Source organism: Amycolatopsis sp. NPDC058986, assembly GCF_042741125.1.
Classification (GTDB): Bacteria; Actinomycetota; Actinomycetes; order Mycobacteriales; family Pseudonocardiaceae; genus Amycolatopsis.
This window is the reverse complement of record NZ_JBHYJW010000050.1, coordinates 48,325-74,764: the sequence shown is the minus strand read 5'-3', so window position 1 is coordinate 74,764 and position 26,440 is coordinate 48,325. Positions and strand designations below refer to the sequence as shown.

30 protein-coding genes and 1 riboswitch are annotated in these 26,440 nt (G+C 69.8%); of the genes, 16 read left to right on the top strand and 14 right to left on the bottom strand.

Annotated features, from left to right (window positions below; all coding sequences use genetic code 11):
• Positions 1-84 precede the first annotated feature (84 nt).
• Positions 85-483 (bottom strand): MerR family transcriptional regulator, encoded by a 399-nt coding sequence (locus tag ACFW0G_RS34070; RefSeq protein WP_378329583.1) that lies wholly within the window; start codon positions 481-483, stop codon positions 85-87.
• A 45-nt stretch (positions 484-528) separates the two neighbouring features.
• Between ACFW0G_RS34070 and ACFW0G_RS34065 the strand changes: the two genes are divergently transcribed.
• From ACFW0G_RS34065 to ACFW0G_RS34045, 5 genes are all read left to right on the top strand, one after another.
• Positions 529-1,893, top strand: a complete 1,365-nt coding sequence (locus ACFW0G_RS34065; protein WP_378329582.1) for a DHA2 family efflux MFS transporter permease subunit — start codon at positions 529-531, stop codon at positions 1,891-1,893.
• Between the two features lie 128 nt (positions 1,894-2,021).
• A complete protein-coding gene (locus ACFW0G_RS34060) occupies positions 2,022-2,636 on the top strand; it encodes an FABP family protein (RefSeq protein ID WP_378329581.1) in 615 nt (204 codons plus the stop codon).
• A gap of 13 nt (positions 2,637-2,649) precedes the next feature.
• Complete coding sequence (pxpB, locus tag ACFW0G_RS34055) at positions 2,650-3,258, top strand: 5-oxoprolinase subunit PxpB (RefSeq protein ID WP_378329580.1); 609 nt, start codon at positions 2,650-2,652, stop codon at positions 3,256-3,258.
• Positions 3,258-4,115, top strand: coding sequence for a biotin-dependent carboxyltransferase family protein (locus ACFW0G_RS34050; RefSeq protein ID WP_378329579.1), 858 nt, complete (start codon positions 3,258-3,260; stop codon positions 4,113-4,115). The genes pxpB and ACFW0G_RS34050 overlap by 1 nt, the downstream gene beginning before the upstream one ends.
• A 5-nt stretch (positions 4,116-4,120) precedes the next feature.
• On the top strand, positions 4,121-4,576 hold the full coding sequence (locus ACFW0G_RS34045) for a hypothetical protein (protein WP_378329586.1): 456 nt from the start codon (positions 4,121-4,123) through the stop codon (positions 4,574-4,576).
• Positions 4,577-4,863: 287 nt separating this feature from the next.
• Here the strand turns inward: ACFW0G_RS34045 and ACFW0G_RS34040 are convergent, their stop codons facing one another.
• Positions 4,864-5,712, bottom strand: a complete 849-nt coding sequence (locus tag ACFW0G_RS34040; RefSeq protein ID WP_378329578.1) for an aminodeoxychorismate lyase — start codon at positions 5,710-5,712, stop codon at positions 4,864-4,866.
• Positions 5,713-5,862: 150 nt separating this feature from the next.
• Between ACFW0G_RS34040 and ACFW0G_RS34035 the strand changes: the two genes are divergently transcribed.
• From ACFW0G_RS34035 to ACFW0G_RS34025, 3 genes are read left to right on the top strand one after another with little or no spacing between them, the layout of a single operon-like run.
• On the top strand, positions 5,863-6,993 hold the full coding sequence (locus ACFW0G_RS34035) for a YgfZ/GcvT domain-containing protein (protein ID WP_378329577.1): 1,131 nt from the start codon (positions 5,863-5,865) through the stop codon (positions 6,991-6,993).
• Between the two features lie 55 nt (positions 6,994-7,048).
• Positions 7,049-7,615: an aerial mycelium formation protein gene (locus tag ACFW0G_RS34030; protein WP_378329576.1), complete on the top strand. Its 567-nt coding sequence runs from the start codon at positions 7,049-7,051 to the stop codon at positions 7,613-7,615.
• Entirely contained in the window at positions 7,612-8,544 is a 933-nt protein-coding gene (locus ACFW0G_RS34025) for an asparaginase (protein ID WP_378329575.1), read from the top strand. Before ACFW0G_RS34030 ends, ACFW0G_RS34025 begins: the two co-directional genes overlap by 4 nt.
• Before the next feature lie 2 nt (positions 8,545-8,546).
• Here ACFW0G_RS34025 and ACFW0G_RS34020 read toward each other — a convergent pair whose 3' ends face one another.
• On the bottom strand, positions 8,547-9,452 hold the full coding sequence (locus tag ACFW0G_RS34020; RefSeq protein WP_378329574.1) for a hypothetical protein: 906 nt from the start codon (positions 9,450-9,452) through the stop codon (positions 8,547-8,549).
• Between the two features lie 207 nt (positions 9,453-9,659).
• On the opposite strand from ACFW0G_RS34020, the gene ACFW0G_RS34015 reads away from it, so the two are divergent.
• The 3 genes from ACFW0G_RS34015 to ACFW0G_RS34005 all read left to right on the top strand — a co-directional run bounded on the left by ACFW0G_RS34015 (position 9,660) and on the right by ACFW0G_RS34005 (position 11,779).
• Complete coding sequence (locus ACFW0G_RS34015) at positions 9,660-9,851, top strand: DUF3073 domain-containing protein (RefSeq protein ID WP_378329573.1); 192 nt, start codon at positions 9,660-9,662, stop codon at positions 9,849-9,851.
• A gap of 125 nt (positions 9,852-9,976) precedes the next feature.
• Positions 9,977-10,837 (top strand): 3-hydroxybutyryl-CoA dehydrogenase, encoded by an 861-nt coding sequence (locus tag ACFW0G_RS34010; RefSeq protein WP_378329572.1) that lies wholly within the window; start codon positions 9,977-9,979, stop codon positions 10,835-10,837.
• Positions 10,838-10,918: 81 nt separating this feature from the next.
• Complete coding sequence (locus ACFW0G_RS34005; protein ID WP_378329571.1) at positions 10,919-11,779, top strand: alpha/beta fold hydrolase; 861 nt, start codon at positions 10,919-10,921, stop codon at positions 11,777-11,779.
• A gap of 219 nt (positions 11,780-11,998) precedes the next feature.
• On the opposite strand, the gene ACFW0G_RS34000 is transcribed toward ACFW0G_RS34005, so the two are convergent.
• Genes ACFW0G_RS34000 through ACFW0G_RS33985 form a run of 4 tightly spaced genes read right to left on the bottom strand, consistent with a single transcriptional unit; the run spans position 11,999 to position 16,182 of the window.
• The gene (locus tag ACFW0G_RS34000) at positions 11,999-12,835 is read right to left on the bottom strand and encodes an ECF transporter S component (protein ID WP_378329570.1); all 837 of its coding nucleotides are present in this window, start codon (positions 12,833-12,835) and stop codon (positions 11,999-12,001) included.
• Entirely contained in the window at positions 12,832-14,433 is a 1,602-nt protein-coding gene (locus tag ACFW0G_RS33995) for an ABC transporter ATP-binding protein (protein ID WP_378329569.1), read from the bottom strand. The genes ACFW0G_RS34000 and ACFW0G_RS33995 overlap by 4 nt, the downstream gene beginning before the upstream one ends.
• Positions 14,430-15,530 (bottom strand): CbiQ family ECF transporter T component, encoded by a 1,101-nt coding sequence (locus tag ACFW0G_RS33990; RefSeq protein WP_378329568.1) that lies wholly within the window; start codon positions 15,528-15,530, stop codon positions 14,430-14,432. Before ACFW0G_RS33990 ends, ACFW0G_RS33995 begins: the two co-directional genes overlap by 4 nt.
• A complete protein-coding gene (locus tag ACFW0G_RS33985; RefSeq protein ID WP_378329567.1) occupies positions 15,517-16,182 on the bottom strand; it encodes a hypothetical protein in 666 nt (221 codons plus the stop codon). Before ACFW0G_RS33985 ends, ACFW0G_RS33990 begins: the two co-directional genes overlap by 14 nt.
• Before the next feature lie 88 nt (positions 16,183-16,270).
• Positions 16,271-16,391, bottom strand: a riboswitch (cobalamin riboswitch).
• Positions 16,392-16,439: 48 nt separating this feature from the next.
• Here ACFW0G_RS33985 and ACFW0G_RS33980 point away from each other — a divergent pair.
• The 3 genes from ACFW0G_RS33980 (at position 16,440) to ACFW0G_RS33970 (ending at position 19,227) form a co-directional block, all read left to right on the top strand.
• Positions 16,440-17,348, top strand: coding sequence for a Gfo/Idh/MocA family protein (locus ACFW0G_RS33980; protein ID WP_378329566.1), 909 nt, complete (start codon positions 16,440-16,442; stop codon positions 17,346-17,348).
• 245 nt (positions 17,349-17,593) lie between these two features.
• The gene (locus ACFW0G_RS33975; protein WP_378329565.1) at positions 17,594-18,286 is read left to right on the top strand and encodes a VanZ family protein; all 693 of its coding nucleotides are present in this window, start codon (positions 17,594-17,596) and stop codon (positions 18,284-18,286) included.
• 179 nt (positions 18,287-18,465) lie between these two features.
• Complete coding sequence (locus ACFW0G_RS33970) at positions 18,466-19,227, top strand: GNAT family N-acetyltransferase (RefSeq protein ID WP_378329564.1); 762 nt, start codon at positions 18,466-18,468, stop codon at positions 19,225-19,227.
• A gap of 12 nt (positions 19,228-19,239) precedes the next feature.
• On the opposite strand, the gene arfB is transcribed toward ACFW0G_RS33970, so the two are convergent.
• From arfB to ACFW0G_RS33940, 6 genes are all read right to left on the bottom strand, one after another.
• Positions 19,240-19,668, bottom strand: coding sequence for an alternative ribosome rescue aminoacyl-tRNA hydrolase ArfB (gene arfB / locus ACFW0G_RS33965; protein ID WP_378329563.1), 429 nt, complete (start codon positions 19,666-19,668; stop codon positions 19,240-19,242).
• Between the two features lie 39 nt (positions 19,669-19,707).
• The gene (gene purM / locus ACFW0G_RS33960; protein WP_378329562.1) at positions 19,708-20,778 is read right to left on the bottom strand and encodes a phosphoribosylformylglycinamidine cyclo-ligase; all 1,071 of its coding nucleotides are present in this window, start codon (positions 20,776-20,778) and stop codon (positions 19,708-19,710) included.
• A gap of 30 nt (positions 20,779-20,808) precedes the next feature.
• Positions 20,809-22,347 carry an amidophosphoribosyltransferase gene (gene purF, locus ACFW0G_RS33955; protein WP_378329561.1) on the bottom strand — a complete coding sequence of 513 codons (1,539 nt, stop codon included), beginning with the start codon at positions 22,345-22,347 and terminating at the stop codon, positions 20,809-20,811.
• Positions 22,348-22,592: 245 nt separating this feature from the next.
• Entirely contained in the window at positions 22,593-22,898 is a 306-nt protein-coding gene (locus ACFW0G_RS33950) for a hypothetical protein (protein WP_378329560.1), read from the bottom strand.
• On the bottom strand, positions 22,885-23,124 hold the full coding sequence (locus ACFW0G_RS33945; protein WP_345395669.1) for a DUF397 domain-containing protein: 240 nt from the start codon (positions 23,122-23,124) through the stop codon (positions 22,885-22,887). Before ACFW0G_RS33945 ends, ACFW0G_RS33950 begins: the two co-directional genes overlap by 14 nt.
• 275 nt (positions 23,125-23,399) lie before the next feature.
• Positions 23,400-24,278, bottom strand: coding sequence for a helix-turn-helix domain-containing protein (locus ACFW0G_RS33940; RefSeq protein WP_378329559.1), 879 nt, complete (start codon positions 24,276-24,278; stop codon positions 23,400-23,402).
• A 167-nt stretch (positions 24,279-24,445) separates the two neighbouring features.
• On the opposite strand from ACFW0G_RS33940, the gene ACFW0G_RS33935 reads away from it, so the two are divergent.
• Positions 24,446-25,279 (top strand): SAM-dependent methyltransferase, encoded by an 834-nt coding sequence (locus ACFW0G_RS33935; RefSeq protein ID WP_378329558.1) that lies wholly within the window; start codon positions 24,446-24,448, stop codon positions 25,277-25,279.
• Between the two features lies 1 nt (position 25,280).
• Here the strand turns inward: ACFW0G_RS33935 and ACFW0G_RS33930 are convergent, their stop codons facing one another.
• Positions 25,281-25,661, bottom strand: a complete 381-nt coding sequence (locus tag ACFW0G_RS33930) for a sterol carrier family protein (protein ID WP_378329557.1) — start codon at positions 25,659-25,661, stop codon at positions 25,281-25,283.
• A 53-nt stretch (positions 25,662-25,714) separates the two neighbouring features.
• Between ACFW0G_RS33930 and ACFW0G_RS33925 the strand changes: the two genes are divergently transcribed.
• Complete coding sequence (locus ACFW0G_RS33925) at positions 25,715-26,374, top strand: type VII secretion system-associated protein (RefSeq protein ID WP_378329555.1); 660 nt, start codon at positions 25,715-25,717, stop codon at positions 26,372-26,374.
• Positions 26,375-26,440: the final 66 nt, after the last annotated feature.

Here is a 26,440-nt window from a genome sequence, read left to right as displayed (position 1 = left end):
AGCCACTCGCGATCTCGGTCGGCTGAAGCTGCTGAAGGGGACTTTCCTCGCATGGCATGCGAGGAAAGTCCCCTTCATCGCGTCTTATTCGTCGAAAGTCCCCTTCAGCTCCCTGGCCGTGTGCGCCCGCAACTCGGGGCAGTCCTTGACCGGGTCCTCACGGGGACACGACAGGAAATGGCCGAGGAACTTCTCCGCGGCTGCCAGCTTCTCTTGCTGTGCCCGAATTTCCGACAGTCGCGTTTGGACGGTTGTGCGCCAGTCGCCGTGCTGGGGCCCGCGCAGCAGGACGGCGATTTCGTCCAGGCTCAGCATTCCGGTGTCCCGCAGCATCTTCACCATGGCCAGCCGGTGCAGATCGTCCTCGCCGTAGTGGCGCGTGCCCGATTTCCGCGCCGGGCTGACGAGGCCGCGCTCGTCCCAGAACCGCAGGGCGGACGTGGTGATCCCCAGCCAGGCGGCGACTTCCCCGATGGATCGCATGGCACGAGTTGACTTCAAGCCGGGTTGAACCCGCAACCTGTGCGGGTGACCTTGACGAAAACCGTTACCAACACGGGCCGGGCAGGCCTGCTCGCCGCGATCTTCCTCGGCACGTTCATGTCGCTGCTCGACGTCAGCGTCGTGAGCGTCGCGCTGCCCTCGATCCGTCGCGATCTGAACGCCAATTTCGCCGCACTGCAATGGATCATCGACGGCTACACCGTCGCCCTCGCGGCGATGATCCTCTCCGGCGGCACGCTGGGCGACCGCTACGGCCGCAAGCTCGTCTACCTCGCCGGGCTCACCGGGTTCACCCTCGCTTCGCTGGCGTGCGGGCTCGCACCGAACCTCGGTTTCCTGGTCGCCGCCCGTGTCGTGCAGGGTGTCGCCGCTTCGGCGGTCATCCCGGGTGCGCTGGCGCTGCTCGCCCACGCCTTCGACGAGCCGAAGGAACGCGCCAGGATGATGGGGCTGTGGGGCACGATCGCGGGTGCCGCGTTCGTGGTCGGCCCGCTGGTGGGCGGTCCGCTGACCGACGCACTGGGCTGGCAGACGATCTTCCTGGTCAACATCCCGATCGGCGCGGTCGCGGTGTTCGCCGGACTCCGCGGCATCACCGAGTCCGCCGATCCCGGACACGGCTCGCTGGATCTGCCGGGTCAGGCGCTTTCCGTGCTCTGGATCGGGACTCTCACCTACGCGGTGATCGAGGCGGGCCGCGTCGGCTTCACCTCGCCGGTGCTCGTCGTCGGCACGATCGGTCTGGGCGCGCTGGCGGTGTTCCTCGTCGTCGAATTCCGCGCCGCGCATCCGATGCTGCCGGTGCGGCTGTTCGGGCGGCCACGGTTCTCGGTCGCGATCCTCGCGTCGTTCACCCTCGGCTTCGCCGCCTATCCGGCCGCGTTCCTGATCGGGATCTACCTGCAGCAGGCACGCGGTGCCTCCGCGACCGAAGCGGGTGTCCAGATGCTGCCGTACGTACTGGGCAACGTCGTCGCCGCGTTCGTCGCGGGCCGCCTGTCCGCGCGCTTCGGCGCGAACCGGGTGCTGCCGGTCGGCTACCTGATCATCACCGCGGGGGCGTCCGGCTTCCTGCTGCTCGACGCGGTGACCCCGTTCTGGCTGGTGGCCGCGGTCTTCGCGGTGCTGGGCTTCGGCGGCGGGCTGGCCATCACGCCGACGAACCTGGTCGGACTCGCCGGGCTGCCCGGCACCCGCGCCGGGACAGCGTCGGCCACGGTCAACGCCGCCCGCCAGACCGGCACCGCGCTGGGGGTCGCGACGCTGGGCGCGCTGGCGGCACAGCGGGCGGACTTTTCTTCCGGACTCCACCTGGCGATGACGGTCGCCGCGGTCACCCTGCTGGTGGTGACCGTGCTCACCGCGGCGACCCTGCGGGAGGCCGGCTGAGTGGTGGCGGACTATTCTCCCCGGTGTGGAGATCCTGTTTACGACCTTGCTGGTGATCGCCGGTATCGCGGTGCTGTGGTTTGCCGCGTACGTCGTCTACCGGCTGTACGCCGACCAGCGCTGAGCCCATGACCTCGAGTGGCGACGAAGCCATCGCGGCCGCGGAAAAGCGCGCCGAGAGCACGCGTGACCGGAACCTCCCGCAGTTTGACGATCTGCCGATCCCGGCGGACACGGCGAACCTGCGGCTGGGCCCGAACCTCAACGACGCGTGCCTCGCCCTGCTGCCCCTGGTCGGGGTGTGGCGTGGCGAGGGCGAGATCGACTACCCGACGATCGACGGCCCGATCAAGTTCGCCCAGCAGCTCACGATCGCGCACGACGGCAGGCCGTTCCTCTATCACGAGGCGCGTTCCTGGCTGATCGACGACGACGGCAACGTCATCCGCCCCGCCGCCCGCGAGACAGGGTTCTGGCGGCCGCAGGAGGACGACACCATCGAGCTGCTGCTCACCCACAGCTCGGGAATCGTCGAGCTGTACTACGGGAAGCCGCGCAACCAGACGTCCTGGGAGCTGGGCACCGACGCGGTCATCCGCACCGCCACCGCCAAGGACGTCACCGCGGCGAAACGCCTCTACGGCCTGATCAACGGCGACCTCGGCTACGTCGAGGAGCGGGCCATGGTCGGCCAGGACATGCAGCCGCACGCGTCGGCGCTGCTCCGCCGCGTGGTGGGCTGACCGGACGGGTCCCGTGCGCTGGCGGCGGTACGGCGAGCACGCCGCGCTGCTCGACTGCGATTCGCTCACCCAGATGAGTGCCGCGCATGCCACGATCGTGGCCACCCGACCGGACGGCGTCGCCGAACTCGTCCCCGGCGCCCGCACCCTGCTGGTCGTGGCGAACCCCGGTTCCTCAGCGCTCGACGACGTCCGCGCACTGCTCGAAGACGCTGACCTCACGCGGCCGCCGTCCACCGCTCCCCGGGAGATCACGATCGAGGTCCGCTACGACGGCGAGGACCTGGCGCTGGTCGCCGAGACGGCCGGACTGTCCGAAAAGGACGTAGTCGACCTGCACACCGGAGCCGAATACACCGTGGCGTTCACCGGATTCGCGCCTGGCTTCGGGTATCTGACCGGGCTTCCCGAACCGTTGCGGCAGCCGCGTCTCGAATCACCGCGGACGCGGGTGCCCGCCGGTTCGGTCGGGGTGGCGGGCGAGTTCACCGGTATCTACCCGACGCCCTCGCCCGGCGGCTGGCGGCTGCTCGGTCACACCGATACGACGTTGTTCGATCCGCACGCCGAGCGACCCGCGCTGCTCACGCCCGGGGATCGCGTCCGGTTCCGGAGCGTGTGATGCGGGCCCTCGAAGTGCTGGCGACCGGCGCGCTCGCGCTGGTGCAGGATCTCGGCCGCCCCGGCTACGCGCATCTCGGCGTGCCGCCGTCGGGCGCTCTCGACGTCGCGGCGTTGCGGCTGGCGAACCGGCTCGCGGGCAATGCCGAGTCGTACGCGGGGATCGAGGCGGTACTGGGCGGGCTGTCCGTGCGCGCGACGACGTCGTGCACCGTCGCGGTGACCGGTCCGCCGGTGCGGGTCCAGGTGGACGGGCGGGACGTCGGTTCCCACGTCGCCGTACACCTGCGGGCCGGGCAGACGCTCACGATCGGCACCCCCTCGACGGGACTGCGGTGCTACCTCGCGGTGTCCGGCGGGATCGCGGCCGAACCGTCGATGGGGAGCCGTTCGCGCGACGTGCTGGCCGAGATCGGGCCCGACCCACTGGTTCCCGGTGTGGTGCTGCCGCTGGGCGCCGTGCACGGCATTCCCGCCGGGGCGGACGTCGTGGTGCCGCCCGTGGCCGCCGCCGAACTCGTGGTGCCGGTGACGCTCGGGCCGCGCGACGACTGGTTCGACGACGTCGCACGCGGGCTGGGAACGTGGTGGACGGTGACGCCGGAATCGAACCGGGTCGGGCTGCGGCTCGACGGGACGCCGCTGCGCCGCGCCCAGGCGTACGCCGAGTCCGAACTGCCGAGCGAGGGCTTACTGACCGGCGCCGTCCAGGTACCCCCGAACGGGTTACCGGTGGTGTTCTTGGCCGACCATCCGACCACCGGCGGTTACCCCGTGGCGGCCACGGTGAGACGGGGATCACTTGATGCACTCGGACAGGTACGGCCAGGAACCAAGCTGCGGTTTGATCCGTCCTGATGGACGTGGAACAGGTAACGGTCACCGGTGGCGGGGGTTTCGTCGACATGAACACCGGCAAGCAGCCGGACCTGCCGGTGGCGCTGCGGATCGCGCTCGCCACCGGCCAGCTGCGCCGCCCGCTCGCCGACACCCTCGACGCCCTCATCGTCCAGCTCGTCGACGGTGACTACCGGATTCTCGGCCCCCTGCGGCTCCCGGAGGGCCGGCTGCTCTCGCCGAGCGCCGACTGGCCGCCCGCCGACGGCGCGCGCGTCACCTACTACCGCACCGCGATCCGCCACGGCCACCTGCCGGTCGCCGTCGTGCTCGCCGACGAGGGCCGCGAACTCATCCTCGACGGCCACCACAAGATCGCTGCCTACCGGGCCGAAGACGTGGCCCCCTGCCTCATCCGCATCAGCCCCGGCACCGCGACCACCGACGCGGACGCCGGCTCCGAGGACGCCGCCGCCTGCTGACCCCCTTGCTCGGGTGTCCCCCACCCGCTCCGGGGGGCGACCCCGAAACCATGCTATCGGCAGGGTAGGACAAGACCCCGGAAAACCAGGGTGAGCGGCAGGAGTTGTCCACACCGGCCGCTACCTGTGGACAACCATCTTCGAGAGCGGAAACCCGCAGGTGCAAGCGTTTGCGACCACGCTGCCCGCTCGCCTCGGCACAGAAGTCCGTGAAGGACTCCTTGCCTACCCTGAGCGCCGGTAAGGAGTCCTTCACGGCACGGCACGAAAGCCCAGAGCCCGGACGATCAGGCGTACTCGGCTTCGTAGGCCGCGACCAGCTCGCCGTGCACCGTGCCGGAGTCGGGCAGCGCGCGGCCGTCCAGCGTGTGCACCCGGGTCAGCAGCCGCACCGACGAGGCCAGGAAGACGCCCTCACCCTCGAGCAGATCCGACACGTGCAGCGGTTCGACCTTCACCGACCAGCCCGCCTTCTCCGCGCCACGGAACAACGCGGCCTGCGTCGTGCCCGGCAGGATGCCGATGCTCGACGGCGGCGTGTAGAGCGTGCGGTCCTTCGCGAGGACGACCGTCGAAGTCGGTCCCTCGAACACGGAACCGTCGGCTGCGGTGAAGATCACATCGCTCGCCCCGCGGCGCGCGGCCTCGCGCAACGCGGCCATGTTGACGCCGTACGACACCGATTTCGCGCCCAGCAGCAGCCACGGCGCGCGCTCGGCGAGTTCCGGCGGGAAACCCCGTTCGAGCGTAATCACGGAGACGCCTTCGGTGCGTGCGCGTAGCACCTTCGGGTCGATCTCCATACCGAGCGCGAAGCCGGTCGGCCGCGCGTCGGGATCGCCGTCGACACCCCGGGTGTAGACGAGTTTCAACGCGATTTCCCTGCCGCCGCGCCAGTTCTCGATCACCGTCCGCGCGGTGCGCTCCCAGGCCGCGAGGTCGGGTTCCGGCAGGTCGAGCATCGCGGCGGACCGCGCCAGCCGGTCGAGGTGCGGCCGCAGCTCACGCGGCTTTCCGTCGACCACGAGGATGGTCTCGAACACCCCGTCACCGCGGAGCAGTCCGAGGTCGTCCACCCGGATGTGAGCGGCTTCGGGATCGGCCACAGTTCCGTCGAGAAAGACGAGTACGCGCATGGCGACACCCTACTCGCGCGAAATCACACGGAACCGATACCACAGGACCGATTACGCCGCGGGAAAGCTGGGTACTGAGCCGCGGACCACTCACCCGATACAGGAATCGACCGCGACGTCACACCGAGCCGAAAGACTAGGCTGGTATTCATGCCCTACCACTCACCGCTGCTCGATGCTCCCGGCTCGATCGCGCCGCCCGAGGGACACCCCGAAGCGGGAGTGCCGTGGCACTGGGGTGATCCGTTCGCCGAGCAGCGGACCGCTTCCCGTGGCGTCGTGGTGATCGACCGGTCGCACCGCGAGTTCCTCGCGGTCGCCGGCCGCGAGCGGCTTTCCTGGCTGCATCTGGTCATCTCCCAGCACGTCACCGATCTCGCGGAGGGCAGCGGGACCGAGGCGCTGGTTCTGGACAGCCAGGGCCGCATCGACACCCACATGGTGCTGGCGCACCTCGACGGAACGGTCTGGCTGGACAGCGATCCCGGCGCGGCGGCGACCAGCGCACTGCCGTCGGGCGGACAGCAGACGCTGCGCGAGTACCTCGAAGCGATGAAGTTCTGGTCCGAAGTGGACATTCGCGACGCGACGAGCGAACTGGCACTGCTCAGCGTCCTCGGGCCGGAGGCGGCCAGGGTGCTGAGCGCCGTCGGCGTCGAGCCGGGGCCGGAACCATACGCCGTGACAACGCTTCCCGGCGGCGGGTTCGTCCGCCGGATGCCGTGGCCGGGACGGTCCAGTGTGGACCTCGCGGTGCCACGCGCCGACCTCGCCGAGTGGTGGCGGAAGCTGACCGACGCCGGCGCCCGCGCGGCCGGGTCGTGGACGTTCGACGCGCTGCGGGTCGAGTCGCTGCGCCCCCGCCTCGGCATCGACACCGACGAACGCACGATCCCGCACGAAGTGGGCTGGATCGGCTCCGCCGCACACGTCGCGAAGGGCTGTTACCGCGGCCAGGAGACCGTCGCGAAGGTGCACAACGTCGGCCGCCCACCGCGGCACATGCTGCTTTTGCACCTGGACGGCTCCCCGGAGATCACCCCCGAGACCGGTGACGCGGTGCGCGTCGGTGATCGGGTCGTCGGCCGGGTCGGCAGCGTCATCCAGCACCACGAGCTGGGCCCGATCGCGCTCGCGCTGGTCAAACGCTCGACGCCACCCACGGCCGAGCTGCTCGTCGGCGACGAGGACCGCGTCGTGCAGGCCGCGATCGACCCCGACTCCATCCCGGCCGAGGGCGCCGCGCCCGGCCGGGAAGCCGTGCAGCGGCTACGTGGGTGAAGACTGTGAACCTTCGCCCCTGGCGTAGACCCCGGATGTAGAGCAGGATGACCCCGTGATCGAAGTCCGGCCTGGCGGACGGCGGCGCATAGACCGCGTGCTCGCCCCGGGATACCTCTCCGACCTCGGCGAACTGCCCCTAGCGGTACTTCGCGAGCGCCGGGACGAAGCAGCGCAGGAAGAGACGGATCTGTCCTACCTGCGCCGGTTGCTGCACGCCCGCATCGACATCGTGCGCGCCGAGCAGCAGCGCCGCAGCTCCGGCGGTGCCAGCAGCATCGTCGACCAGCTGGCGAGCATCCTCTCCGACAACGCGCTCGGGCCCGCCGCCGGATCGGGCAGGCACCAGCGGCTCGAACCGTCGCGCGCGGGAGAGCATCGGCGGCACGCCGAGGCGCTGATCGGCGACACCGACCTGACCGACGTCGGCTCTCTAACCGACGAGAAGCTGGCCGAAGCGCTGACGACGTACGCCGCGGAGGAGGCTTCGGTCTCGAAGTACCGGCGTCAGGTGCAAGGCGTGATGGACACGTTCAACGCCGAGATCGCGCGGCGCTATCAACATGGCGCGGCCACCGTCGACGAGCTGCTCGACACCGAACGCGGACGCGGAGAGCGATGACGAACCCGGTACTGGTCGAGGTCGTCCGGTCCGGGGTCGTGGAGAGCGTGCATCGCGGCGCGCTCGTCGTGACCGCGCCGGACGGCGAAGTACGGCTGGAGCTGGGCGACGTCCGGTCGCCGATGTACCCGCGTTCGGCGAACAAACCGCTGCAAGCGCTCGGCATGCTCCGTGCCGGACTGGTGTTCGAGGGCGATGACAGCGTCGAGAACCTGGCGTTGACCTGCGCCTCCCACTCCGGCGAACCGGAACACGTCAAGCGCGTGCTGACGATGCTGGAGGCCGCGGGGCTGACCGAGAACGACCTGGCGTGCCCGGCCGACTACCCGTTGGACGAGTCGAGCAAGCTCGCGGCGCCCGGGCCGCGGAAGGCGTCGATGAACTGCTCCGGCAAGCACGCCGGGATGCTCACGACCTGCGTCCGCGCGAACTGGCCGACCGAGAGTTACGAGGATCCCGCGCATCCGCTGCAGCAGGTCGTCAAGGAGACCGTCGAGGAATTCACCGGCGAGCCGATCGCCGCCACCGGGGTCGACGGCTGCGGCGCGCCACTGTTCGCCTTCCCGCTGCTCGGGCTCGCGAGAGCGTTCGGACGGCTCGTGCGGGACGAGGAAGCGCGCCCCGTCGCCGACGCGATGCGGGCTCATCCGTGGCTGGTCGCGGGGACCGGCCGGGAGGACACCGCGCTGATGTCCGCTGTGGACGGTCTGCTCGCGAAGGGTGGCGCCGAGGGTGTCCAGGCGTTCACCCTCGGAGACGGCACCGCGGTGGCGTTCAAGTTCGACGACGGGCAGAAGCGCGGCGCCGGACCGCTGGCCCTCGCGGTACTGCGCCATCTTGGCGTGGACACCGCGGGCCTCGACGCGCTGCGAGGTGTGGTGCTGGGCGGCGGACGTCCCGTCGGCGAGCTGCGCGTCGTCGGCCTCTAGCGTCAGTTCGCGCGTTCGTGGGCGGACAGGTCGCCCCAGAAGTCGCGCAGTTCGGAGAACAGCTCGGCCAGCTCCTCCACGTTGCCCGACCGCAGCGCGTCGAGGATGTCGTGCACCTCGTCGGCCGTCGTGTCGGACTCCAGGATCGAGTCGCCGAACAGCTGCACCAGCCCGCCGTAGTCCAGCTCGACCACGGAGCCGGAGTGGAAGTTGTCCAGCCAGCGGCGTGTCTCGAACAGCACCCGGCCCGGCCCCGAATCACCGAACGTCGCCGCCAGCAGCTCACCCGCCTCGCGGGCGCGCTCGCGCGCGTCGCCGATCGCCGTCCGCCAGGACAGCTCCCGTGCCGGATCGTCGCGGCCCGAGCCGAGGACGAGCTTGCGTTCGTCGGGATCGATGAGCACGAACCACGGCAGCGGCACGCTCCACGTCGTCGAGAGCGTGTGCGCGGCGCTCGTGGTCAGATCGGCCATCGCCGCCTTGGTCCGCGAACGGATGCTCTCGGCGCTGAACCCCGCGGCCTCGAGGACCGTGTTCTTCAGTGCCGGGTGCGCGTCACCGAGGAAGGAGACCAGGGCCGCCGCCGAGCGCGCCCGCAGTTCCAACGGGCACACCAGTGGCAGGGGACCGACCTCGCCCCCGCGCCCCGGCGGGACTTCGTCGGGTTCCAGGACGAGGACGTCGGTGTGCACGCTCGCCGCCGGACGGCCGTCCGGGAGTTCCGCGGGCAGCAGTCGCTTCGACCCGCCCAACTGTGACTTGAGCCACAGCAGCTGTTCGCGGCCGCCCGCGTCGACGCGGCGCAGCTTCGCCGCGGCCACCGCCTCACGCAGGCGCGGATCCGGCGGGTCGCCCAGCGCGAGCAGCGGCTCATACACCCGCAGGTAGGCCACGAAGGGTCGGAGCACCACTGCATCGTGGCACGCCGACCAGCGACTATCGCCACCGACCAGCCGGTAACCAGCGTCCGGCGGACACTGAGGCCACAAGCACACCGTGCCACGTCGCATCGAACCCCCGGGACACGGTACGGTGTCAGCAGGAAAGAATTGTCGAGACGATGCGGGGCCGCCGATTCCCCCGGCCGCCCCGCCCCTGTGCGAGGGGGTCGAGCCATGGGGCGCGGCCGGGCTAAGGCCAAGCAGACGAAGGTGGCGCGAGAGCTCAAGTACAGCTCCCACGAAACCGACTTCGATGCTTTGCAGCGCGAGCTGTCGAGTAGTTCCTCGAACGACACCAGGCGTGACGAGGAAGACAAGCGCTACGAAGACCCATACGACGACTACGACGAGTACCGTCGTCGTTGAGCACTCGTGACACACGAGGGTGGTTCCGGGCCTGGCTCGGCAACCACCCTCGTGCGTCGTGTGCTGCCCAGATTTCGCCGTGACGCTCCTTGCCGGTTCGTCGCGGCACGACAAAGGAGTGACGGGTGACCGACGTAGCGCGGGTAGGAGTGGTCGGTGCCGGCCTGATGGGCTCCGGGATCGCCGAGGTGCACGCCAAGGCAGGGCTGGACGTGCTCGTCACCGAGGTGAACCAGCCGGCGCTCGACGCGGGCAGGGCCCGGATCGAGAAGTCACTCCAGCGCGGCGTCAAGAACGGCAAGCTGTCCGCCGAGGACGCCGAAGCGGCGCTCGGCAGGCTGCGCTTCACCACCGAGATCGGCGAGTTCGCCGACCGTGACCTCGTCGTTGAGGCCATCCTCGAGCAGGAGCAGGCCAAGGTCGAGGTGTTCCGGCAGCTGGACAAGATCGTCGAGCGGCCGGACGCGGTGTTCGCCTCGAACACCTCCTCCATCCCGATCATGAAGCTCGGGATGGCCACCGGACGGCCCCAGCAGGTCGTCGGCATCCACTTCTTCAACCCCGTGCCGGTGCTGCCGCTGGTCGAGCTGGTCCCGTCGCTGCTGACCAGCGACGAAACCGCCGCCCGTGCGGAGGAGCACGCGACGTCGGCGCTGGGCAAGACCGTGATCCGCTCGCAGGACCGGGCCGGGTTCATCGTGAACTCGCTGCTCGTGCCGTACCTGCTCTCGGCGATCCGGATGATCGAGTCGGGCTTCGCCTCCGCCGAGGACATCGACCGCGGCATGGAGCTCGGCACCGCGCACCCGATGGGCCCGCTGCGGCTGTCCGATCTGATCGGGCTGGACACCATCAAGGCGATCGCGGACTCGATGTACGCGGAGTTCAAGGAGCCGCTGTACTCCTCACCGCCGCTGCTGCTGCGCATGGTCGACGCGGGCCTGCTCGGCAAGAAGACCGGACGCGGGTTCTACTCCTACTCGTAGCCTGGTAGCCGCAACTTTCGTAGTCGGCACCGGGTACTTTCTCGGCTGGTCGCGCTCCGGCGCGGCCGATTGACTGGCGGCATGCCATCCGAGAACGTCACCACGTTCGTCTTCGCCGCGGGCGCGAACGGCGTGTCCGCCGTGCCGAACGATCTTGTCCTGTGTGGACACCGCTGCGTCGGCGTCGACCTGCCTGGCCAGCGGAGTACCGACGCCCAGTACCGACTGTCCTATCAGGCTCCGCAGGACCTCGAAGCGTTCGCCACCGAACGGTCTTCGCTGGCCGACGTCTCGGTCGCCGAGCAGATCGAGGCGACCGCCGAGGTCGTGCGGCGCGCCGCCGCGCACGGGCCGGTCGTGCTGGTGGGCGCGAGCATCGGCGGTGCGGCGATCAGCCTCGTCGCCAACCAGGTTCCCCAGCTGATCGACCTGCTCGTCTACGACACCGCGCTCTGCTGCACCGCCCTGGCGACGCCGGGCGACTACATGGCCACCCCCGAGGCCGCGTCGAGCCGGACGAGCGCGCTGCTCGGCTTTCTCGCGGCGGACCCGGCCGTGGTCGGCGCCCTCCGGTTCAACTGGCGGACGAACAATCGGGACCTGCTGGAAGCGGGCAAGGCGGCGTTCCTCACCGACGGGACCGACGCGGAACTCTTCGCCTTCCTCAACGCGATGGCCCCGGACGAGCTGATCGCCAAGAGCGCGACGGACTCCCGCGGCGACATCGCGACCTGGGGCCGGATCCCCCGCGTCTACGTGCGGCACCTGCGCGACAACATCATTCCGCTCGCCCTGCAGGACCGGATGATCCGCGAGGCGGACGCCGCGACGCCGGACAACCCCTTCACCGTGTTCGACCTGGACGCCGGTCACGTGCCGAACGCGGCGAAGATGACCGAGCTCATCGCGCTGCTGGACCGCTGCGTACCGGTTCGAAGCTGACTGGGGCGTCGAAAGCGGCTCGGCGGGCGGCCCTGCGCTGAACGACGATCCCTGCGGCGGCCCCTCCGAGGGACGCCTTGGGTGCGCTCAACACACCAAGGGACGCCTTCGGTGCATCGAACGCACCGAGGGGAGCCCTTGGCGCATCGTCACCACGAACGGGACCCAGCCACCGACCCCTGCGTGCCCCGCGGCCAGCCGTGGTTCCGCTGGTCGCGGTCAGCTTCCGGCGTCAAAGGTGACCGGGGCGTCGAAGGCGGCTCGGCGGGCGGCCCTGCGCAGCACCGCCAAGACAGCCGGGCCGACCAGGATGATCGCGGCGAGGTTCGTCACCGCGCGGCCGGTGTCCCAGCCGAGCGTCGAGGAAAGCACCGTGTACGCGAAGAACCGGTGCAGGTTCTCCAACAGCGGCGCGCCCGGCACGAACTCCAGGCCCGCGGTGGCCCCGGTCAGCGAGGTCCCGAGCAGGAACGGCCAGTGCCACATGTTCATCAGGAAGCCGAAGAAGTAGGCCGCGAACACCCCGTACACCCCGAGCAGCGCGATCTCGGCCCTGCCCCGCGGCCGTTTCGGCAACAGCCCGGCACCAAGGCCGATCAGCGACGAGGCCAGCATCTGGAACGGCAGCCACGGCCCCACCCCGGCGGTGAGCAGCGCCGAGGTGAACATCGACGTCGAGCCCAGCACGAACCCAAAACCGGGCCCGAACACCCGGCCGGCGAGCACGAGCAGGAAGAACACCAGCTCGATGCCGCCGGTCCCAGCGCTGAGCGGCCGCAGCCCGGCGTTGATCGCGGACAGCACGCCGAGCATCGCGAGCGCCTTCGCGTCGATGCCGCCGCTGGACAGCTCGGCCAGCACGACCAGGATCAGCACCGGCAGGGTGGCCATGAAGATGAACGGCGCGTCCATCCCGTGTGCCTGCGCCCCTGGCTGCGGATGGGCGAACAACGGCCAGACGAACATCGTCACGCCCAGCACAGCGGCCACCGCGAGGACGAGCGCGGTGCGCGGGCCGACCCGTACCACCTTGGTCTGGGTAAGGAAGTCCGTCACTGTCCCAGGGCCTTCGCGACCTCGGCGACGGTGAGCCACGCTTGCGGCGCGAGAATCTTCGCGACCTGCGGAGCGAACGCGGGCGAAGCGACGACGACGTCCTTCGTCGGCCCGTCCGCGACGACCTCGCCCTCGGCCATGACGATCACGCGATGCGCGACCGTCGCCACGAACTCGACGTCGTGGGTGGCCACGACGATTGCCCTGCCCTGTGCCGCCAGCTCGGCGAGCACCTCCGCGAAATGCCGTTTCGCGTGGTAGTCGAGGCCCCGCGTGGGTTCGTCGAGCAGCAGCACCGGCGGTGCCGCGGTGAGCTGAACGGCGAGTACCAGCGAAAGCCGTTGCCCCTCGGACAGGTCACCCGGATGCAGCGCGCCGGCGATGCCGGGGGTGAGCCGGTCGAGCAGGCGCCGCGCGGTGCCGGGCGACGCACCGGATTCGCGGTCGGCCTGCGTACATTCGGCGTCGACCGAATCGAGGTACAGCAGGTCGGCCGGGGTCTGCGGGACGAGCCCGATCCGAGTGCGTGCCTGCCGGGGCTTGAGCGCGTGCGGATCCTCGCCGCCGACGTCGACCTTGCCGCCCGACCGCGGACCGCTGCCCTGCAACGCCCACAGCAGCGACGACTTGCCCGAGCCGTTGCGCCCCATCAACGCGAGGATTTCCCCCTGCGCGAGCCGCAGATCCACCCCGCGCACCGCCGTCACGTCCCCGTACCGGACCTGCACCGCCTCCGCCCGCAACGCCGTGTCACCGGAGGTCGTGACCGCCTGCGGCCCGGCGGTCCCGGAAAGCCGCTCCCGCAGTGCTCCGGCACGGCGGCGGGCATCACGGACGGACAGCGGCAGCGGCGACCAGCCCGCGAGCCTTCCCAGCTCGACGATCGGCGGCGCGACCTCGGCCGTCTCCAGGATCTCCGCCGGCGTCCCCGCCCGCACCGAGCCGTCCCCCGGTAGGTAAAGGAGCCGGTCGGCATACTGCGCGACGCGTTCGAGCCGGTGTTCGGCGACGACGACCGTGGTCCCGAGGTCGTGCACGAGCCGGGTAATCGCGGCCAGCACGTCCTCGGCGGCGGTGGGGTCGAGCGCGGACGTCGGCTCGTCGAGCACGAGCACCTTCGGATGCGCCGTCAGCACCGCGCCGATCGCGACCCGCTGCTGCTGCCCGCCCGACAATGTCCGAAGTGGACGGTTGCGCAGCTCGGCGACGCCCAGCAGGTCCAGGGTTTCCTCGACGCGCTTGCGCATGACCTCCGGCGGGACGGCCAGCTGTTCCATGCCGTACGCCAGCTCCTCCTCGACGGTGTCGGTGACGAACCCGGCCAGCGGATCCTGGCCGACAACGCCCACGACATCGGCGAATTCCCGCGGCGGATGCTGCGATGTGTCCTTGCCCGCGACGCGCACACGTCCCGAGAGACGCCCGCCGGTGAAGTGCGGGACGAGCCCGTTGATCGCCCCGAGGAACGTCGATTTCCCCGCCCCGGTACGCCCGGCGACGAGGCACAGCTCGCCCTCCTCGACAAGTAGGTCCACATTGGACAGTGCCGAGCCGGCGGCGTCCGGATAGGTCACACTGACGCGAGAGAACTCGATCACCGCGCCACCTCCAGCACCGGGACCGGACGCGGAGCGAGCCACGCCGGTACGACGCCGATCAGCAGCGAAAGCGCGTGCCACGGCGAAAGTTCGGGCCAGCGCAAGGGATTCAGCGACGGGTAGAGATCCGCGGCGTCGACGCGCCCGGTCACGAACAGCAGCGCGCACGCGGCCACCCCGGACAGCAACACCAGCGTCTCCTCCAGTCGCCACGGATCCGGCCGATAGCGCGTCCGCCGCACCCGGCGGCCACCGAGGACGAACCCGGCGGTGGCCACGACGAGCCCGGCCATCAGCATCGGTACGCCCAGCCAAGCCGACGTCCCGTCGAGCACGCCGTAGACGCCGACGCACACGCCGATCAGCCCGCCCAGTACACACACGCCGATCAGCACCCGCACCCGCGGGCTCAGGTAGCCGCGCCGCCCGTAGCCGCGGGAATCCATCGCGGCGGCGAGCCGCAGCGAACGGTTCATCGCATCCTCCAGCACGGGGATCACGACGCCCTTCAGTGCCTTCATCCCGCGCTGCCGCCCCGCGCGCAGCCGGCGCGCCCGCCGGACGCGCTGCACGCTCTCCACGAGCTGCGGCGCGACCGACAGTGCGACCGTGACCGCCGTGCCCACCTCGTACAGCGCCCCGGGGACCGCCTTGAGCAGGCGTTTCGGGTTCGCCAGCGCGTTCGCGGCGCCGACGCAGATGATCATGGTCGCCAGCCGCAGCCCGTCGTAGAACCCGCCGAGCAGTTCCTCCGCCGACGTCGGCCCGAGCAGCGTGACCCCGGCCATGACCGACGGCAGCGGGATGCTCGGCAGGGTGAACAGGACATGCCCGCCGTCCTCGCCGCCGATCAGGATCCGGAAGAGGATCCGCGTGGCGAGGACCACGGCGCCGACGTACGCGTAGAGCCGGAAGGCCACCGCCCACGGTGCGTCACTCCGCCGGTTCGCGACGACGAAGCCGACTACCGCGATGATCAGCCCGAGCAACAGCGGATTGGTCGTATGGCTGGCCGCGACGGCCAGCGACAGCGCCCAAACCCACCACGCGCCGGGGTGCAGCGTCCGCGGCGCGCGGCCGAAACTACCGAGCGCCACGTTTGCGCCGCGCGGCGACGATCCCGGCCGCGCCACCGATCACCACGAGAGCCGCCACACCGATCACGACACCCCACGGGAAGCCGCCCGACTCAGCCGGGACACCAGCCGACGACGTCGTCGCGGGCTGCTGCGCCGGACGAACCGGAGCGACCCGCGGCGGCGGGTTGGTACCGAAGGACTTTCCGCGCCAGAACGACCATCCCTCGAAGCCGCCCAGCGCGGGCTTGTGGGTCATCGCGCCCTCCTGGCTCGACACCCAGGCTCCGTTCGCGCCGTTCCAATACCCCCAGAAGTCCGTGGCCGAGGGCATCGCGGCGCACGATTCGGCGTCCGGCCCCGGTTTGCCGTCGATCCGGCAGGCCACCGCGAGCCCGAAGCGCTGCGAGCCGGTCACGGTGAAGCCCGCGTTCTGCAGCGCGGTCACGCCGTTCGGCTGATCACCGGGGGCACACCGGACCACCGGCTCGCCGCCGAGATCCCCGAAGTCGACGATCACCGTGACCCCGGCGCCGTCCTGGCAGTATCCCGGGCTGCCCTTGCCCTGGTCGGCGGCCGCGGACGTGACCGCACCGGCCCCGCCGAGCAGCACGAGCACACAGACGGCGAGCAGCCTCGCCAGGACCGCGGCCGGCTGACATGTGAAAGACATCGGGCACCTTCCCCTTGTCCGTCGAAGGCGCCCCCGACCGGCGCGCGACGGCGTCAGCCCCAGGACCCCGCAGATGGACCTCGACATCGGAGTCGCACCAGGCACGGGCGATCCGGCTCACGGCGAGGCCGTTCACGGTTGCGGGTCAGCGCCGGACTTTCACCGGCTTCCCCCGGGCGAGGTGTCTAACCCGCTGACGTTAACCCACGGGAGGTGGGCTCCGGAAGCGACGCGAACCACACATACACTCACCGATCGTGGGACACGGACAGCTTCGAGTCGGCCTCATCGGCACCGGTCCATGGGCACGGACGGTGCACGCACCGGGCCTCGCCGATCACCCCGGGACGACGCTGAGCGCGGTCTGGTCCCGCCGTCCCGAAGCCGCCCGGGAACTCGCCGACGCGCACTGCGCCACCGCCGTCGACAGCATCGAGGAGCTGTTTTCGCAGGTGGACGCCGTCGCGTTCGCCGTTCCACCCGCTGTGCAGGCCGAGCTGGGCGTGCTCGCGGCCGAGGCGGGCAAGCACCTGATCCTGGAGAAACCGCTTGCCGCCGACCTCGCCGGGGCGCGCCGCCTCGCGGACGCCGTCGACGCGGCAGGCGTCGCCACCCTGATGGTGCTGATCCTGCGGTACGCCGAGCAGACCAGGGAATGGCTGGACGGGATCGCCGAAGCGGGCGGCTGGCGCGGTGGCGGGGCCCGGTGGCTGTCCGGCGCGCTGCTCGGCGGCCAATACGCGGGTTCGAGCTGGCGGACGGATTCGGGCGCGCTCGCCGACATCGGCCCGCACGCGTTCGACCTGCTCGACGCCGCGCTCGGCCCGATCACGGACGTCCTGGCCGCGCACCGCACCGACGACGACCTCTGGCAGCTGCTCTTCGCGCACGAAGACGGCGCGACCAGCACGGCGACGTTGACCCTGCGGCTGCCGATTCAGCCGACCGTGGTCGAGGTCGCGGTCTACGGCGAGCACGGCTACCGCACGCTGGGCCGGAAACCGGGCGCGGCGCGGGAGTCCTACACCGCGCTACTGGACGACTTCGCCGCGATGATCGCCAGCGGCACCACGGCACATCCCTGCGACGCGCGGCGCGGCCTGCACCTGCAGACGATCATCGAACGCGCGCGGGAAGTCGCGGACGGTAGCGGTCACCCGCAGTAGTACACAGCCGGGCGAAGTCTTTTTTCGTTGTGACGTAATACTTTTCCGCGTCCTGTCGAAATTCATCCACAGGGTTGTCCACAGCATCCACTGTGGACAGTGCCCGCTCGACCCAAGCACGGTTCCCGGCGGCTCGCCAACCGAAGATCACCGAATAGTGCGCCCCCTTAAACATGCCAAGTGGATCTTGCGGTGCAAGAGTGATCTTGCGGCGAGCCGATCTCGACAGTCGGGGAAGGGGACGGATGGCCGAGTTGCTGCACGTCTTCGGGGACATGATCCCGTTGTCGATCCTGGCTCTGTGCTACGCGTTCTTCGCCTGGCCGGTGCTCACCGCACACCGGGCGCGGATCGGCCCCCGTCGCCACGCGAGCGCCACCGCGGCACTGGACGTCACCCTCTGCACCTTCGGCGCACTGGTGCTGCGCCTGGCGACGATGCAGGTAGGAACGTCGCACGAGAGCATCCTGAACCTGGCACCGGGCACCGACCTGGTCGAGACGTTCTCCTGCGGAAGCGCGTTCTGGCAGACCACGGGCAACCTGCTGCTGCTCGTGCCGCTCGGCGCGTTGCTCCCGCTGCGCGTGCCCGCGCTGCGTTCGCTCCTGCGGGTCATGTGCACCGCGATGGCGACCTCGACGGCGATCGAGGGCACGCAGTACCTGATCCACGTCGGCCGCGTGACCTCGACCGACGACGTCATCCTCAACACCGTCGGCGCGACGCTGGGCGCGGCGCTGACCCGGCGGGCCTGGCGCGTGCTCGACCGTCTCGGCGCTCCCGAGCCCGCCGCGATCCCCGTCCAGCGGCGCCGGACGATCTGCACCTCACCGCCCCGCACGCTGCGCGTCCCCCGCTCGGTGTGGGACACGCGCTACGCGACCTGCCCGAACGAGGCCAGAACGGCCGAGGGGAACGCCGCCAGACGTTCCGGCTGAACCGCCGTTAATCACTTGCCCCGCGTGCGAGACTTCTCCCGACAGCTCCTCCTTCGAGCCAAGGACAGCCATTTGCCAGCCGTCGCCATCGGCGTCGGTCGCAGCTAGGCCCGACGCCGCACCCCAGCGTCCTTACGCCCACGTGGCGTTTCCTTGTCCTGCTCGAAAGGCAGTCCGAAGTGTCATTTCTCAGCTTCGTCCAGTCCTACATCCGCACCATGGCGGCCCGCGGCCGCGAGACCGAGCGGATCGGCCCGTTCCTGGCCACCTACTCCACCCACACCGATCACCCGATGCTCAACTACGCCGTGCCGGACGACGGCGCGGTGCCGACCACGGCCGACGTCGACGCGCTGACCGAGGCCTACCGGCAGCGCGGCCTGATGCCCCGGCTGGAGTTCCTGACCGAGGTCATCCCGGCCGCCGAGGCCGTACTGCACGAGCGTGGCTACGCCCTCGAACGCCGGGTCCCGTTGATGATCTGCGCGCCGGAGGACGCGGTGGCGTGGCCGTGCCCGGACGACATCACGCTGCTGACGCCGGAAACCGACGTCGAATTCCTCGCGATGATCAACGCCCAGCGCGAGGCGTACGACGAGCCCGATCCGGCAAGCGACGACGACATCGCGTCGATGCGTGACCTGCTCGGCCGCGGCGGGCTCGCGGTACTGGCCGTGCACACCGCCACCGGCGACCCGGTCGGCGGCGGGGTCGGCACCGCGCTGGTCGACGCGACCACCGAGATCGCCGGGATCGGGGTGCGCGAACGGTACCGGCGGCGCGGGATCGCGGCGGCGCTCACCTCGCAGCTCACCCTCGAAGCGCACCAGCGGGGCGGGAAGACGGTGTTCCTGACCCCGGCTGGCGAACCGGAGGAACGCCTCTACGCGCGGATCGGCTACCGCCGCGCCGCCGAATGCGTCCACCTCTCGCTGGCCTGACGCAAACGGAGTTCAGTCGTCGAAGCGGCCGCCGCGGCCACGTTTGACCTGGGCGCGGCGCTTCTTCGCCGCCAGCCGACGTTCCTTCGAACCCCGCGACGGCTTCGTCGCGCGCCGACGCGGCGGAGGCGGTGCCGAGGCCTCGAGCAGCAATGCCGCGAGACGGTCCCGCGCCGCTTCCCGGTTCATCAGCTGTGAGCGATGTTCACGGGCGACGATCGTGACGACGCCGTCGACCAGTCGAGACCGTAGCCGGGAAACGATCCGCTCCCGCAGGTGCTCGGGGATCGACGGCGACCGGACGACGTCGAAGGACAGCTCGACCCGCGAGTCGGTGGTGTTGACGCCCTGGCCTCCCGGGCCCGACGCCCGGGAGAACCGCTCGCTCAGTTCGGCGTCCGGGATCACGAACCGGGCGCCGACCACCACGTCCTCAGCCATGCCTCCAGTGTGACAGCCGGAGTCGAACCGATTAGCGGTTCAGAAGCGCGGGTGGTCACCCGAGAGCACCGCGCGCGGCCCGTCCGGGTCCTCCGCGGGCTGGACGTCACCGAGAATCCACGCCGGGACATGCCGCGCGGTCAGCACCGCGAGCGCCCTGTCGACGTCCTCGGCACCGACGATCGCGACCATGCCGACGCCCATGTTGAACGTCTTCTCCAGCTCGGCGCGTTCGACCTTGCCGCGCTGCCCGATCAGTGCGAACACGGGCGCCGGCGTCCAGGTCCCGCGATCGAGCCGCGCGACAAGCCCGCGCGGCATGACCCGCGCGAGGTTCGCCTCCAGCCCACCGCCGGTGACGTGCGCGAACGTCCGGACCTCGGTCTCGGCCACCAGCGCGAGGCAGTCCTTGGCGTAGATCTTGGTCGGCTCCAGCAGCTCCTCACCGAGCGTGCGGCCGAACTCCTCGACGTGCCCGTCCAGCGGCATCCGCGCGATGTCCAGCAGTACGTGCCGGGCCAGCGAATACCCGTTGGAGTGCAGCCCGGACGAGCCGAGCGCGAGCACCACGTCACCGGGCCGCACCCGCTCCGGGCCGAGGACGGCCGAGGCCTCGACGACGCCGATGCCGGTACCCGAGATGTCGTAGTCGTGCTCGGCCATCAGGCCCGGGTGCTCGGCGGTCTCCCCGCCGAGCAGCGCGCACCCTGCCTGGACACAGCCCTCGGCGATACCGCCGACGAGCGCCGCGACCTTCTCCGGGATGACCTTGCCGACGGCGATGTAGTCCTGCAGGAACAGCGGCTCGGCACCGGTGACGACGAGGTCGTCGACGACCATGGCGACCAGGTCGATACCGACCGTGTCGTGCTTGTCCAGCGCCTGCGCGACCGCGATCTTGGTGCCGACCCCGTCGGTGGAGGAGGCGAGCACCGGCTCCTTCCACTTGTCCAGCTTCAGCGAGAACAGACCGGCGAAACCGCCGACACCGCCGCGCACCTCCGGCCTGCTCGCCCGCTCCGCGTGCGGTTTGAGCAGCTCGACGGCTTTGTCACCGGCATCGATGCTGACCCCGGCGGCGGCGTACGTGGCGCTCGTGGACTCGCTCACGACTGGTGGACTCCAAATCTGGGAAATGGTCTACGGACGCCGAACGGCGTCCTCGGCACCGTACCCGGCAGGGGTGACCGGCGTTGCCGCGCCATTGACCGAGTCGAGGCTTTCCAGCAGATGTTTGCCGATCAACGCGTCCTCGGGCAGCGGAATCGGGTACTCGCCGGAGAAGCACGCCGTGCACAACCGCGACTTCGGCTGCTCGGACGCCGAGACCAGGCCGTCGAGCGAGATGTAGCCCAGCGAGTCGGCCCCGATCGACCGGCGGATGCCGTCCAGGTCGACGCCGTTCGCGACCAGCTCGGCCCGCGAGGCGAAGTCGATGCCGTAGAAACACGGCCAGCGCACCGGCGGCGACGCGATCCGGACGTGCACCTCCAGCGCGCCCGCCTCGCGCAGCATCCGCACCAGCGCGCGCTGGGTGTTGCCGCGGACGATCGAGTCGTCGACCACGACCAGCCGCTTGCCGCGGATGACCTCGCGCAGCGGGTTCAGCTTGAGCCGGATGCCCAGCTGGCGGATGGTCTGCGAGGGCTGGATGAACGTCCGGCCGACGTAGGCGTTCTTGACGAGGCCGGAGCCGTACGGGATGCCCGAGCCCTGCGCGTACCCGATCGCGGCCGGGGTCCCGGACTCCGGCACCGGGATGACCAGGTCGGCCTCCGCCGGGTGTTCGCCGGCGAGCTTGCGGCCGATCTCGACGCGGGTCGCGTGCACGCTGCGGCCGGCGATCGAGGTGTCCGGACGCGCCAGGTAGACGTACTCGAACACGCAGCCCTTGGGGTCCGGATTGGCGAACCGCGAGGAGCGCAGCCCCTCCGCGTCGATCGCGATCAGTTCACCGGGCTCGACCTCGCGGACGAAGGACGCGCCGACGATGTCCAGCGCCGCCGTCTCGCTCGCGACCACCCAGCCGCGTTCGAGCCTGCCGAGCACCAGCGGATGCACGCCGTGCGGGTCACGGGCGGCGTACAGCGTGTTCTCGTCGGAAAAGACCAGGCAGAACGCGCCGCGCAGGGTCGGCAGCAGGTCGAGCGCCGCCGCCTCGATGCCCTTGTCCGCGGCGTTCGCGGCGAGCAGCCCGCAGACCAGGTCGGAGTCGCTGGACGAGCCGGTGAGCCCGGCGTGCGGCTTGAGCCCCGCCTCGGCGGTCCGGTCCCGCAGCTCGGCGGTGTTGACCAGGTTGCCGTTGTGGGCGAAGGACAGGCCGCTGCCGGTCGCGGTGGTGCGGAAGATCGGCTGCGCGTTCTCCCAGATCGTCGACCCGGTCGTCGAGTACCGGCAGTGCCCGACGGCGATGTGCCCCTGCAGCGACTGGAGCACCTGCTCGTCGAAGACCTGGCTGACCAGGCCGAGGTCCTTGAAGACCACGATCTGCGAGCCGTCGGAGACGGAAATGCCCGCGGCCTCCTGGCCACGGTGCTGGAGTGCGTACAACCCGTAGTAGGTCAGCTTCGCGACCTCTTCTCCGGGCGCCCATACGCCGAAGACACCACACTCTTCGCGGGGCTCCGGATCGGGTTGGTCGGGTGCGGACTGTCCTGCGGGGGACGGGTCGGAAACCACCGAGGTGCTCCCAGGATGACGTGGTCAGGCCACGTCCAGTGTAAACGGTCCGGTTATGAATCCGGCCTCACCCGGCGTGGTCCTGCCCACTTCGGATTACCCACTGCCCCAATGACACAACCCCGGTACAACGCTCCGTGAACACCAGAGCGCGCCCCGCCACCCCGGACACGGGGATTTCGGCAAGGCGCGCTCAGGGACACCGCCGGACTCCGGGGGACGACACCCGGAATCGAGGAAAAGGCTTACTCGTCGGGGAGCGCGAGCACCTCGGTGAGGACCTGCGCCCCTTCGCCGCGCGAGCGCCACAACCACCGCTCCGGCTCGAAGATGTTGTCCTCCGTGCCGGGCATCCGGGTGGCCTCGACGTCGTCTTCGGCGTTGAGCCGGACGACGTCGACCACGTGGTCGTGGACCCGTACGCCGACGACGGCCGACACCTCGCCCCGATCATCACTCTGGTGCACGAACTGATACCCCCGGGAAATCAGTTCCTGCAGCCCGGATTCGATATCGGTGATTTCGGGCACGAGGACATCACTGGAGGACATCGTCGAATTCACCATCCTTGGCGCCTGCGAGAAATGCGGCCATTTCCGCACGGGTGTACACCAATGCCGGACCGGTCGGAAATCGCGAATTGCGCATCGCGACATCCCCGCCGGCCAACGGCGCGACTTCCACGCAATTCCCGACGGCGCCGCTGTAGCTGGCCTTGCGCCACTGGGCGCCCGCCAGCCGGTCGGCCGGTATGCCGTTCTCGAACCGCTCTGCCATGGTCCCCACCTTCCCGAACAGTGAAGCCTGGACGATGCGCTCTCCTTCGGAGATGCATCTGCATGTGCATTTGCCTGTGAGTAGGACGCTAGCACGCGCTCCTGCAGCGGTAAATGCACGTGCAGAAGTTTTTGCAACTTTCTCGCTATGTAATAAACGCGCTGTTGAAAACCACCCTGACGAGCGGATAAAGCGTGGCTCGTTCAGGTCTACGACTACGAATCGTAACCATTTTCCGGACCTATTACCCCAATCGTGGAAACGCGAAAGGGATGTCAGATTTCCTGACGACGCTTCGCGATCATCGAACGACTGCGTTCCGGCGTCTCCGCGTCGACCGCGAGCATGTCGAGAGCACGGCTGTACTTCTCGATCTCGTCCCGCTTCTCCAGGTAGTGCGCGCCGGTGAGGTACTCGACGTAGGCGATGTTCGGCAGCTCCGGCTCGGCGAAGCGCAGCAGGGAGAACGCGTGCTCCGCGGACAGGCCGCTGCGGTCGTACGGCAGGATCTGCACCGAGACGTGCGGCAGCGTCGTCATCTCCATCAGGTGCTCGAGCTGCTGTTTCAGCACCTTCGCGCCGCCGATCGGGCGGTGCAGGACCGACTCGTCGAGGACCGTCCACACCCGGGGCGAGTCCGGCCTGCTGAACATCTTCTGCCTGCGCATCCGGAGCGCGACCTTCTGGTCGATCCGGTCGTCGGCCATCTCGGGACGGCCGTGACTGAAGATCGCCCGCGCGTACTGCTCGGTCTGCAGCAGACCGGAGACGAACAGCGGCTCCCAGATCTGGATCCGCGACGCGGCCTCCTCCAGGCCGACCAGTCCGGAGAACCAGCTCGGCATGGTCTCGTTGAAGCGCCGCCACCAGCCGGGTTCGTTGGACTGCTTGACCAGCTCGAGGAACGTTTCACGGTCCTTCTCGTCGCTGACGCCGTACATCGTCAGCAGATCCGTGACGTCGCGTTCCTTGAAGCCCACCCGGCCCAGCTCGAGCCTGCTGATCTTGGACTCCGAGCCACGGATGCTGTAGCCCGCCTGCTGACGGGTGATGCCCGCTTCTTCGCGCAGCCGTCGCAGCTGCGAGCCGAGGATCATCCGGCGCGCGGTCGGACCCAGGCTCTGCTCACCACTGGACGCGTTGACCGCGTTCATGATCAGCCCTTCCGTACGACACGAATCTTCACCAGGAGATGCCAGTCCAGCTACTGAAAGTACACGCACCGGAGGCTGCCGCATAGGGATGGCTCGTGTTTACCGCGCGAGTACGTAGCTCTACTCTAAGTAGAGTAGAGATTTCCCCCACACCTTGCGAGGCCGTGATGACCGGAGCCACCAAATCGGAGCGATCCGTACCTGTCGGCGTGGACCCGACGCGGGCGAGTATCGCGCGCGTCTACGACGCGTTCCTCGACGGCAAGGACAACTACGAGATCGACAGGGAGACCCTGAACAAGGTGCTCTCGGTGGCACCGGAGGCGAAGGACCTCGCGACCGAGAACCGGTCCTTCCTCATCCGCGCCTGCCGGTTCATAGCCAGCCAGACCGGGATCACCCAGTACCTCGACTGCGGCTCGGGACTGCCCACCGTCGAGAACACCCACCACGTCGTCCAGCGGCTGGTCCCGGAGGCCACCGTCGTCTACGTCGACAACGACCCGGTGGTGCTCGCGCACGGGCGCGCGCTGCTGGAGGAGAACGAAAACACCCACTTCGTCTCGGACGACATCTTCGTGCCGGAAGACCTGATGAACAACAAGGACGTCCGCGAGTACATCAACTTCGACGAGCCGGTGGCGTTCCTTCAGCTGGGGACCCTGCACCACTACAACGGCCCGAAGGAGCGTCCCGCCGAGATCATGCGCGAGTTCGTCTCGTACCTCGCGCCGGGCTCGTTCGTCGCGGTCTCGCACTTCCTCGACCCGCAGGACGAGCACAGCCAGACCGCCCGCAAGATGGAGGACATGTTCCTGCACAGCCCCATGGGCTCCGGGACGTTCCGCACCAAGGAGGAGATCGAGGGGCTGTTCCCCGGCCTCGAGATGGTCGAGCCCGGTGTGACCCGCTGCGTCGACTGGTGGCCGGACGGCCCGCGCATCAAGGACCTCAGTGCCGCCCAGCACTGCATCGCGGGCGGCGTCGGCTTCAAGCGCTGAGTCAGATCCGCAGCAGGGGCAGCCACCGGGAGAGATCGGCACGCGAGCCGGAAGCGCTCACACGGCCGGTCTCGACCGCGGCTGCCCACTCGACGCGGCCCGTGGCGAGTTCGAGCCAGGTCCGCGGGTCCGTTTCGACGACGTTCGGCGGGGTGCCCCTGGTGTGCCGGGGCCCCTCGACGCACTGGACGGCCGCGAAGGGCGGCACGCGGACTTCGACACTGCGGCCCGGCGCGTCCGCGGCCAGTGTCCGCAGGCTCAGCCGGACCGCCGCGGCGAGTTCCGGCCGGTCCGGATCGGGGGCGTTCCCGTTCAGCCAAGGGGAAATTGCCGACACCGCCGCGCGTAACTCAGCGGGGTCGACCGAACGCGAAGAGACCATGGGGAAACAGTAGAGTGGCAGAACTAGATCCTTCAGGCACCCGGGACGTAGGGATGGCGATGGCGCAGCGGGACGAGGCAGATCGGATGGTTTCGCAGACTCCCGCGGGAAGGCCGGGTAAACCGGGTGGCCGGGGCAAGCCGGGCAAGACCGGCAAGCCGGAGATCACCGCCGAGATGCGCCGCAACGCGCGTGCCAACCCGAACAGCTGGCTGTACGTCATCGACGAGGCCTTCGACCCCAACGGCCCGGTGCCGTCGTGGGCCGTGGTGGGCGCCTATCCGGTCAACGCGGGCGGGGACATCGTGGCGGACTTCCACCCCAACGACCGCTACCGGCCGTCGCCGAAGGCGCTGGGGTTCCCCGAACCGAGCAGCGAGCTCGAACGGCTGCTCCAGCTCGTGCGCACCGAGCACCGGCCCGCCGAGGACCTCCCCCGCGTCATCCTGGACTCGACGCTGTTCGTGTACGCGATGTCGCCGGTGCAGCGCACGGTGATCGGCTTCCACAACACCGACGGGCGCGTCATGGTCCCGGCGTACACCGCGAAGTCGATGGTGCCGAAGGAGTGGCCGCACGCCAGGGCGGTGCTGGGGCGCGACATCGTCGGGCTGCTGGGCGGACACCCGGTGGCGATCAACCCGCACGACCGGATCACCGCGGTCGTGCCTGCCGAGCACCTGATCCGCGCCCTCGCGGACGAGCGGAAGTAGGCCCCGCGACAGTCCGTGAAGGCCTCCTTCACGGCATTCGGCGACACCTTCGGGTGATCAAGGTCG